Source organism: Pseudomonas sp. BN411, from assembly GCF_029871235.1.
In the GTDB taxonomy this organism is placed as follows: domain Bacteria; phylum Pseudomonadota; class Gammaproteobacteria; order Pseudomonadales; family Pseudomonadaceae; genus Metapseudomonas.
In genome coordinates, this window is the sequence record NZ_SSOM01000031.1 from 1 (window position 1) to 8,169 (window position 8,169).

Sequence of the window (8,169 nt, forward strand, 5' to 3'; positions counted from 1 at the left end):
CGGCACCGGAAGCGGTGCTTCCGAAAGCGTGCCTCTTCACCCCAGAAGGGAGAGGGGTGACTCCCGGCCATCCCTTGTCGCAATCCTGTAGGGGCGAATTCATTCGCCAAGCAGGACGTAGTCCTGCCGTAGGTTGGTCTGAGCGAAGCGAAGCCCAACGTGGGCCCCCGTGAATCGTTGGGCTTCGCCTGGCTGAGCCGCAACCTACGGAAAAGCGCGAAAATCAGGCACCGCCACGGAAACAGGAAACTCCCCAGGCGGTGAGCTTGAACGGCAGGTGGTAGTGCTGGGCAGCCGCACTGGTGCCGAAGCGGTAGACCAGTTCATCAAGGAACGGTGTTTCCGGCAGCTGCATCCCCCGCGCGCGATAGAAGTCCGCCACTCGCAGGCGGGCTTCGTAGACGCCTGGACGGCAGCGCTCGGCCAGCCCTGCCAGTTCGGCGAGCAGGCCGTTACTGCCGATGCGGCCGGCGCAGATCAGTTCGCGCGCCTCGCCCTCCAGCCGCTCCAGGCGCACCTCCAACCCTTCCGCCACGCTGCCGCTGGCCACATCCACCACATGGATGGAGATGCCGCCATTCATGACCAGAAGCCTTCATGGGCGGTAGCGGCTTCGGACTCCAGCATCGGCCCCAGTACGGCGATCTCACGCTGGCCACGGGCGAATACCTCGCGGCACGGCAGGGAGAAAGTGGGGTTCTCCGGGTGGGCGCCGGTCAGGCCGAGCAGCGCATGCTCCGACAGCGCGTAAATCACCCGGCCAATGCCGGTCCAGTACACCGCGCCGGCGCACATGCAGCAGGGTTCGGCACTGGTGTAGAGGGTGCAATGGGCCAGCTCTTCCGGGCTCAGGACCTTGGCGGCCAGGGCGGCGGCCGCCAGCTCGGCATGCTGGGTCGGGTCGCCTTCCGGCGGCATGGAATTGTTGCCGGCCTGGGCGATCACCTTGCCGTTGCGGTCGGCCACCAGCGCGGCGAAGGGATGGCGACCGCGCTCGCGGGACTCCTCGGACAGGCGGATGGACAGGCGCAGCAGTTCCAGGTCGAGTTCGCTGACACCGGCAGGAACGAGGTTGCTGAAGGTCATGGATAGCTCCTTGGCAGTAAAGGCGCGAATGCGCGAATCAGTCGGCCAGCTCGGCAGCTTCGCCCTGGCTGGCGGGCTCCTCCCGGTTGAGCAGGAGGTTGAGGACGATGGCGCTGAGCGCGCCGAGGAAGATGCCGCTCTCCAGCACCAGGCGCAGGGCGCCGTGGAAGTGCTCGAACAGGGCCGGGAAGGACATGGGCAGCACGCCGATGCTCACCGATACGGCCACCACCAGGGCATTGCGGGTGCCCTCGAAGCGCACCCGAGACAGCTCCTGGATGCCGGCCACCGTGGTCATGCCGAACATCACGATGGCGCAGCCGCCGAGCACCGGGGTGGGCACGGCGGCGATCAGCGCGCCCAGCTTGGGGAACAGGCCCATGAGGATCATCAGGCCACCAGCGGCGGCCACCACGAAACGGCTCTTGATGTTGGACAGGGCGATGAGGCCGGTGTTCTGGGTGAAGGCGTTGTAGGGGAAGCTGTTGAACAGGCCGCCGACGATGGTGGACAGGCCATCGGCGCGGAACGCATCGCCCAGGGTGCGCTGGGTGATGGTGCGATCGGTGAGCTTGCCGATGGCCAGGCAGTTGCCGGTGGTCTCGGCCATGATCACCAGCATCGCCAGGGTCATGATGAGGATGGGCGTCAGGGAGAACTCCGGCGCGCCGAAGGCCATGGGTGCGGACAGTTCGAACCAGGCCGCCTGCCCTACCCGGCTGAAGTCGGTCATGCCGAAGGCGGCGGCGATCAGGCTACCGGCGAACAGCCCTATCAGTACGCTGAGGTTTCCGACAAAACCTGAGAAGCGCGCATGGATCACCAGGGTGATCGCCACGGTGGCCAGGCCCAGCAGCAGGTTGGCGGGTTTGCCGAAATCTTCCGCGCCGGGGTTGCCGCCGCCCAGCCAGATGGCTGCCGCCGGCATCAGGGAAATACCGATGATGGTGATCAGGCTGCCAATCACCACCGGCGGGAAGAACCTCAGCAGGCGGCTGAACACCGGCGCCAGAGCAATGGTGATGACCCCGGCGGCGATCACCGCGCCGAACACCTGGGTCAGCCCGTAGGCCTTGCCGATCATGATCATCGGCGCCAGGGCGATGAACGAGCAGGCCTGCACCAGCGGCAAGCGGGCGCCGAAGCGCCAGAAGCCGAGGGTCTGGATCAGGGTGGCAACGCCCGAGGTGAGCAGGTTGGCGTTGATCAGCAACACCACTTCAGCGGTGGAAAGGCCCAGGGCGCTGCCGAGGATCAGGGGCACGGCCACGGCGCCGGCATAGAGCACCAGCACGTGTTGCAAGCCGTAGGTGACGAGTTGGCGAACGGGAAGCAGCTGGTCCACCGGATGGGGATGGCTCATTGGGGTACTCCTGCAAAGCAACGTGTTCTTGTTTTTGGGTGTGGGTTGCCCAGCGATTCGAGGAGGCAGTGCTGGCTGAGGCGAATGATCTCCGCTTGCTCACGATGGAACAAATGAATAACCATCGTTCCTATCGATGGTTCACGAGAGGTTGGTCATGCGGTTTTCACTGGATCAGTTGCAGGTGCTGGTCACCGTTGCCCAGGCGGGCTCCTTTTCGGCGGCTGCGCGCCGGCTGGGGCGCACGCAGTCGACGGTCAGTGCCGCCATCGCCAATCTGGAAACCGATCTGGGCGTGGAACTGTTCGACCGGTCCACCCGCATTCCGGCTCTGACCGCTGCCGGCCAGAAGCTTCTGCTGGAGGCCGAAGCGGTGCTGGAGCGATGCCTGGCACTGGAAGGCCATGCCGACAGCCTGACGGAAGAAACCGAGCCGAGCCTGACCCTGGCCATCGAGGTGCCCTACAACACCGTGATGCCGGTGCTTTGCGAATTCGAACAGGCCTTTCCTTATGTGGACCTGATCGTCCGCCACCCGGTGTATGGCGACGTTGCCGGCATGGTGCAGAAGGGTGAAGTGGAAATGGGCATCGCCTTCTCCCAACCGGAATACCCGCGGGAACTGGAGTTCCAACAACTGGGCAAGCTAATCATGGTGCACGTCACCCACCCCGCCCACCCGCTGGCTCAGCTGTCCCAGGTCAGCTTCGCCGACCTGCACGCCCATCGCCGCCTGGCCTTCAGCGCCCACGCCAGCAAGCTGCCCAGCAGTGAATACCTGCGCACGCCCCAGCTCTGGCAGGCGGAAAGCTACATGGCGTTGCTGGAAATGGTGCGCGCGGGGCTCGGCTGGGCCACCCTGCCCCGCCAGCTTATTCATCGTGAACTGGTCAGCGGTGACCTGGTGGAGCTGCAACTGGTGGCCTATCCGCACACGGACTGGCTGGTGGGCGTGGACCTGCTCTGGCCACGTCGCCAGGGTCGCGGCAAAGCCAAGCGCTGGCTCAAGGAGCGACTGATGCGCAACAAGGTGTTTGAACTGGACAGCCAGGGCAAGGCAACGACGCTCTAGGACGGGGTTTCCCGGTCAGCCCCAAAGTCCAGCATTCTGAACACTCGTTTTAGATGCTGAACCGAAAAATATTTTTCTCTTTATAAAAATATCTATAAATATCAAACACTTAACTGATAAAAACCGATAAAAATCGGCCATTATTTTTTACGTTTTTCGTCGGACTCGTTTGACATATTAAACGGCTCTGGCAGGCTATATAGCAGGTCCCGACCGGAAATCGCCCCGACGATTGCCGGCAGTGCTCGGGATCTCAGGTAGCCCCAAACCTCACTGGAGCGCCTGCACAGCAACGATAGGCTGAGCCTGTCCCAAGGTGAAATATGTCCAACAGCAACATTGGCAATAAGAAACAGACCACTCGTAAACCGGTCGTCCTGATGTCCATGGGCGCCCAGGAACGCAAGGGCCACGACTACCAGGTGATGACTCACAAGTACATCGTGCCGCTGGTAGAAATCTCCGAATGTGTACCGGTCCTCGTGCCCACCTGCTGCGGCACCGAAGACCTCGAGCAGTACCTCGATATGGCTGACGGCGTTTACCTCACCGGTGCCGGCAGCAACATCGACCCGACCCTCTACGGCCAGGAAAACCTGACCCCGGAGAAAGGTCAGGACAAGGATCGCGACCTCTTCGACCTGCCCCTGATTCGTGCTGCCATCGAGCGCGGCCTGCCGATCTTCGGCATCTGCCGTGGCATGCAGGAAATCAACGTCGCCCTGGGCGGCGACATGTACCAGAAGGTCTATGCCGAGCCCGGCTTCAATGACCACCGCGAAAACACTGAAGACCCGGTGGACGTCCAGTACGCCCCGGCCCACAGCGTGCGTGTGGAGCAGAACAGCTGGCTGCACAAGGTCCTGGGTACCGACACCATTCAGGTGAACTCGCTGCACGGCCAGGGCCTGAAAACCCTCGGCAAGGGCCTCGAAGCCATCGCCCGTGCCGAAGACGGCCTAGTGGAAGCCATTCACGCTCCAAAACTTTCGCCTTTCCTCTTCGCGGTGCAATGGCACCCGGAATGGCAGGCGGTGAAGAACCCCGATTCGGTGAAGATCTTCGAAGCCTTCGGTGAAGCCTGCCGCAAGCAGGTAGAGCGCAAGACCAAAGGCAAGGCGTTCGACCACGCAGCCTGAACTACCCGTTCATGAAAAAGCCCGGCCATCGCCGGGCTTTTTCATGCCTGACTAACGGCTCGGAGCTGGTCCTGCTCTTGTAGGGTACGCCGCGCGCACCAGCCGTTTGCAGCGGTTCCGGGCCTCACTCCGCACTCGGTCCGCACAGCGCACCCTACGACCTGACGCCCTGCCCCTTTCCCAGCTTCGCCAGCCAGAGCGTCAGCACCACCACCACGCACATGCAGGCAAAAGCCAGCCAGGCGTTGGGCCAGAGCAGCGGCATGCCGAACAGGATCAGGCTGTCATTGCCGCCTGGAACCAGGGTTGCCCCCACGCCCATCAGCACTCCGCCGCAGAAGCACGCCACCAGATCGCGCGGGCTGGGCCAGCGGTGCTCCCAGAGCCCGGCGCTCCAGCCCCCTAGCAGCGCACCGGCGAACATCGCCGGCAGCAGCAGGCCGCGCAGGCCTAGTTCCATAAAGCGTCCGGTGGCCAGCTCGGCGAGGATGTCGGTGTAGGACCAGGCGCCAACACAGACGAACAGCAGCAGGAAGCTGACGCCAAGCACGATGGTGGCGTGATGCGGCGACCAGAGGGAGGCATCAGCCGAGCCGTTGTAGCGGTTCCAGGCCAGCCAGCCCAGCCGCGCCACCAGTGCCGCGATGATCAGGGGAACCAGGCCGATGGGCACCTGCTGCATCCACTCGGGAATCGCCACCGGCATCGCCGACGTCATGCCCAGGCCGTGCCCGGCCAGCCCGAAGCCGGCGAGAAAGCCCAGGGGCGTCGCCAGCCAGGCCCATTGCCCGGAGCCGATCCGCGCCACCACGCCGAACGCACAGCCGCCATTGAGAAAGGCGCCGACACCCAGCAAGGCGCCGCCCAGCGCGGCATGCCAGTGCAGCGGGAACCCCATGGGCACCATGGGCAGACGATCGAGGGCGCGCAGCAGGACGAAGCCGCCCAGCACCCAGAGGGACGTTTCCAGCAACGCGCGAAAGCGCGCCCAGCGGCGCCTGTACACCACCTCTTCCAGCGCGGCCACCATGCAGGTGCCACCACGCTGCACGGCAAAGCCCATCAACAGGGCCAGAAGCACGCTCGCCAGCAGGATCACGCCCTTGCCCTCCGCAGGCCGGGTCTTACGCCAAGATTAGCGGACGCGCAGCGAACGCAGCTGTTCCAGCATCCAGGCATGGGCGTCGCTGCGGGCGTACTTGGCATGGCTGTACAGCCGCAGCGCATAGGGCGGAATCTCGAATGGCGCGGGATAGAGCGCGACGCCGGCCACCTGCTGCAAGGTGCGGGCGGCATGACCGGGCACCGTCATCAGCAGGTCGGTGCTGCCGACGATGAAGGGCGCGGCCATCACGGTCGGCAACTGCACTGCCACCTCACGCTGCAGGCCCATGCCCTCCAGCACATGGTCGATGGCGCCGCTGGATTCGTTCCAGGGCGTCACCACCACGTGGCGCTCGGCCAGGTAGCCGGTGAGGTCCAGGGTGCCGCGTACGCGCGGATGGTCGCGACGGGCGATGACCAGGTAGTGGTCGGTCAGCCAGTCGAGCACCTCCACGCCACCGGGCAACTGGTCACGCCCCTCGCTGTAGCCAAGGGCGAAGTCGATGCGCCCGCTGGCCAGGTCCTCGATGGAGACCTTGCGCTCGGACTGCACCAGGCGCACGCGAATGCCCGGCGCCTCCGTCTGCAGGTGCCGCATCAGGGCCGGCAGCAAGGCGAATGCGGTGTAGTCGGTAGCCGCGAAGGTAAAGGTGCGCTGGCTGTTGGCCGGGACGAAAGGCTCCCATTGGCCCAGCCCTTCGGCGAGGGTCTTGAGCGCACTGGCCACCGGTTCCACCAGCAATTCGGCACGATGGGTCGGGTGCATGCGGTTGCCCTGGCGGATGAACAGCTCGTCGTTCAACGCATCCCGCAGCCGCCCAAGTGCGTGACTGAAGGCCGAGGCGCTGATGGCAAGTTCAGCGGCCGCCGAGGTGACGCTGCGATGACGGTAGAGGGCGTCGAAGGCGAGCAGCAGGTTGAGATCTAGACGGCGTAGAACGGAATGCATGACCTTCACTTTCCAATGATATAAATGTACTTCATGCACTCTAGCAAAGGCACTAGCATGGTTGCCTCAACCCTTTATGGAGATTGCCCGTGACCCTCTCGATCCGCCCTGCCCGGCCTGAAGACGCCCAACAGATCCTCGACTTCATCATCGAACTGGCGGTCTACGAGCGGGCCGGTCACGAGGTCATCGCCAGCGTCGAAGACATTCGTCGCACCTTGTTCGCCGAGAACGCGCCGTCCCGCGCGCTGATCTGCCTGAAGGACGACCAGCCGATCGGCTACGCGGTGTACTTCTACAGCTACTCCACCTGGCTGGGCCGCAACGGCATCTACCTGGAAGACCTCTACATCACCCCGGAACAGCGCGGCATCGGCGCCGGCCGCCAGCTGCTGCGGGAAATCGCCCGTGAAGCCCGCGCCAACGACTGCGGCCGCCTGGAGTGGAGCGTGCTGGACTGGAACCAGCCCGCCATCGACTTCTACCGCTCCATCGGCGCCCTGCCCCAGGACGAATGGGTTCGCTACCGCCTGGATGGCGATGCCCTGCGGGAGTTCGCCGAAGGGCGGGACTAGGCACCCGTCCTCGTACCCAATCACCAGGTCTGCGCGCCTCTCATCGGAAAGGATCGCCGCCCGCCCTGCTCACGCGTGACGGCGCCTTCACTTCAACCCGCTTTCCACCCAGAATTCGCGCAGCAGCCTGGCGCCTACCCGAACGCCATGGATGACCTCCGAGAATGGGTACAAAAGGATCTCATTGATGGCCACCGCCACTGCATACGTAGGCGTGAACATGAATCTCGCCCAGATCTGGGACGGCTACGTCAACGTCCAGACCAGCAGCCAGCTCCAGATCGTCTCTGGCGGATATGTCCAGAACTACTACGGTAACTTCTACTACAACGCACTAGGGCTAGCAGGCGGCACGCTGACCTCCACCAACTACTACGAATTCGGCACAAAGATCTACGAGATCACCGGCCTGAACCTCAGTGCCCTGACAGTCGAATCCTATATCGACGCAGAGGACGTCAATGGCCTGTTCAACTACGCGTTCTCGGGCAACGACCTCTTCAATGGATCTAGCCAGAACGACACGCTCAACGGTTACGGCGGCAGTGACCAACTGCTGGGTAATGGCGGCAACGACGTGCTTTACGGGGGTTTCGGCAATGACAGTCTGAACGGCGGCATCGGCGTCGACACCATGGTCGGAGACCTAGGCAATGACACCTACTACGTCGACAACACCGCCGACGTCGTCTCGGAAACCAGCTCGGCCGGGGGGACCGACACCATTGTCTCCAGCGTCAGCCGCGTCCTCGGCCTCAACCAGGAACACCTGACGCTCTCCGGCGCCGCCGCCATCAATGCCACCGGCAATGGCCTGACCAATACGCTCACAGGCAATGCCGCGGCCAACGTGCTCAACGGCGGTGTCGGTGCCGACACCA

The 8,169-nt window shown here is 63.9% G+C and carries 9 protein-coding genes; 4 read left to right on the top strand and 5 right to left on the bottom strand.

Going from position 1 to position 8,169, the window contains the following annotated elements; translation table 11 throughout:
- Positions 1–223: 223 nt before the first annotated feature.
- The 3 genes from E8F06_RS03450 to E8F06_RS03460 are packed head-to-tail and all read right to left on the bottom strand — an operon-like array spanning position 224 to position 2,449.
- A complete protein-coding gene (locus E8F06_RS03450; protein WP_280364210.1) occupies positions 224–583 on the bottom strand; it encodes a hydroxyisourate hydrolase in 360 nt (119 codons plus the stop codon).
- A complete protein-coding gene (locus E8F06_RS03455; protein ID WP_280364213.1) occupies positions 580–1,086 on the bottom strand; it encodes a nucleoside deaminase in 507 nt (168 codons plus the stop codon). The genes E8F06_RS03450 and E8F06_RS03455 overlap by 4 nt, the downstream gene beginning before the upstream one ends.
- A gap of 37 nt (positions 1,087–1,123) precedes the next feature.
- A complete protein-coding gene (locus tag E8F06_RS03460) occupies positions 1,124–2,449 on the bottom strand; it encodes a nucleobase:cation symporter-2 family protein (RefSeq protein ID WP_280364215.1) in 1,326 nt (441 codons plus the stop codon).
- Between the two features lie 157 nt (positions 2,450–2,606).
- On the opposite strand from E8F06_RS03460, the gene E8F06_RS03465 reads away from it, so the two are divergent.
- Together E8F06_RS03465 and E8F06_RS03470 are read left to right on the top strand one after the other, a co-directional pair.
- Positions 2,607–3,521, top strand: coding sequence for a LysR family transcriptional regulator (locus E8F06_RS03465; RefSeq protein WP_280364217.1), 915 nt, complete (start codon positions 2,607–2,609; stop codon positions 3,519–3,521).
- A 323-nt stretch (positions 3,522–3,844) separates the two neighbouring features.
- A complete protein-coding gene (locus E8F06_RS03470; protein ID WP_280364219.1) occupies positions 3,845–4,660 on the top strand; it encodes a type 1 glutamine amidotransferase in 816 nt (271 codons plus the stop codon).
- 154 nt (positions 4,661–4,814) lie between these two features.
- Here E8F06_RS03470 and E8F06_RS03475 read toward each other — a convergent pair whose 3' ends face one another.
- Both E8F06_RS03475 and E8F06_RS03480 read right to left on the bottom strand, forming a co-directional pair.
- Positions 4,815–5,759, bottom strand: coding sequence for a YeeE/YedE family protein (locus E8F06_RS03475; protein WP_280364221.1), 945 nt, complete (start codon positions 5,757–5,759; stop codon positions 4,815–4,817).
- A gap of 36 nt (positions 5,760–5,795) precedes the next feature.
- The gene (locus tag E8F06_RS03480) at positions 5,796–6,713 is read right to left on the bottom strand and encodes a LysR family transcriptional regulator (RefSeq protein WP_280364223.1); all 918 of its coding nucleotides are present in this window, start codon (positions 6,711–6,713) and stop codon (positions 5,796–5,798) included.
- A gap of 89 nt (positions 6,714–6,802) precedes the next feature.
- Here E8F06_RS03480 and E8F06_RS03485 point away from each other — a divergent pair, with 89 nt between their 5' ends.
- Both E8F06_RS03485 and E8F06_RS03490 read left to right on the top strand, forming a co-directional pair.
- Positions 6,803–7,288, top strand: a complete 486-nt coding sequence (locus tag E8F06_RS03485; protein WP_280364225.1) for a GNAT family N-acetyltransferase — start codon at positions 6,803–6,805, stop codon at positions 7,286–7,288.
- A 187-nt stretch (positions 7,289–7,475) separates the two neighbouring features.
- Positions 7,476–8,169: calcium-binding protein (locus E8F06_RS03490; RefSeq protein WP_280364227.1), on the top strand; the 694-nt coding region annotated here is incomplete at its 3' end.